This window comes from Shigella sp. FC1544 (assembly GCF_001722145.1).
In the GTDB taxonomy this organism is placed as follows: Bacteria; Pseudomonadota; Gammaproteobacteria; order Enterobacterales; family Enterobacteriaceae; genus Escherichia; species Escherichia coli.
Genome location: NZ_MECT01000339.1, coordinates 1 through 1,038, shown reverse-complemented (window position 1 = coordinate 1,038; position 1,038 = coordinate 1). Strand labels below are relative to the sequence as shown.

The window sequence follows — 1,038 nt, the reverse complement described above, 5'->3', positions numbered from 1 at the left end:
TCCCGTAACGCTAAAGTTACCGTAACTTTATTCTCAAAATTGCGGATCCCTTTCACAATCAGTTCATAGTTTTGAGTCATTGAATTACTCTCCCCGTGCAGCCTTACGACGGTCCTCTCTGATTTTGAAATACAGGTTAGTCAGATATGTCAGCAGCCCAAACAGCAGACTCCCCAGTACGCCTATTGCCGCCCACAGAGACGGGGAAACCCTGTCCAGCAACTGCAGGAACCAGTAGCCCGTTCCCACCGCTGACGTGGTGTATGACACACCTGTTGTGATTTTTTCCATCTGGTACATACCCCGTCTCCCGCAATCCGGAAGCTCACAACAACAAGTGGGGCATCAGCTCACACCGACACCCCCTGCGCATGGTTACATCATCATTTCGCCGTCAGGCTGAGGCCCTTCACTACCGTCAGGCTGAGACCCGACGCCATCTGAAACAGCACTGTCATCCGCAATGCCTTCCGGCTCCGGAACAGTCGGTGCGCCCAGCAGTTCATCCAGAATTGAATCCACTTCTGCATCAAGACGCGCCTCAAGGTTCTGCCGAAGTTGCTGTTTCAGTGCGCTCCGGACTTCTTCAGAGCGCAGGACTTCCTTCACTGCCTCAGCAGTGACCAGCGATTTTATTTCTGACATAGGATTTTCTCGTTGAAATGGGTTATTAAGAAGGTTGTTCCGGAATGAGTGGGGCTTCTGTTTTTGCTCCGGCTGACTGACTGGCGCTGATTGAGGTAGCCTGAGTTTAACGGACACTCCTTCCTGAAATAGAATGGCATCAGAAGGAGCTAATAATGAGCAGAAAAAACCAACGTTACTCTAAAGAGTTCAAAGCCGAAGCTGTCAGAACGGTTCTTGAAAATCAACTTTCGATCAGTGAAGGCGCTTCCCGATTATCCCTTCCTGAAGGCACTTTAGGACAATGGGTTACCGCCGCCAGAAAAGGGCTCGGTACTCCTGGTTCCCGCACGGTGGCTGAACTGGAATCTGAAATTCTGCAACTGCGTAAGGCGTTAAATGAAGCTCGCCTTG

4 protein-coding genes are annotated in these 1,038 nt (G+C 50.7%); 1 reads left to right on the top strand and 3 read right to left on the bottom strand.

Going from position 1 to position 1,038, the window contains the following annotated elements:
* The 3 genes from BGK49_RS29590 to BGK49_RS15890 all read right to left on the bottom strand — a co-directional run.
* A partial coding sequence (locus BGK49_RS29590; protein ID WP_032199667.1) for a DUF1327 domain-containing protein occupies positions 1 to 80 on the bottom strand: 80 nt, incomplete at its 3' end.
* A gap of 4 nt (positions 81 to 84) precedes the next feature.
* Positions 85 to 300 carry a class II holin family protein gene (locus BGK49_RS15895; RefSeq protein ID WP_000284492.1) on the bottom strand — a complete coding sequence of 72 codons (216 nt, stop codon included), beginning with the start codon at positions 298 to 300 and terminating at the stop codon, positions 85 to 87.
* A 75-nt stretch (positions 301 to 375) separates the two neighbouring features.
* The gene (locus BGK49_RS15890; protein ID WP_235868451.1) at positions 376 to 780 is read right to left on the bottom strand and encodes a DUF826 domain-containing protein; all 405 of its coding nucleotides are present in this window, start codon (positions 778 to 780) and stop codon (positions 376 to 378) included.
* 20 nt (positions 781 to 800) lie between these two features.
* On the opposite strand from BGK49_RS15890, the gene BGK49_RS15885 reads away from it, so the two are divergent.
* The coding region (locus BGK49_RS15885) for a transposase (protein ID WP_032335914.1) at positions 801 to 1,038 on the top strand (238 nt) is incomplete at its 3' end.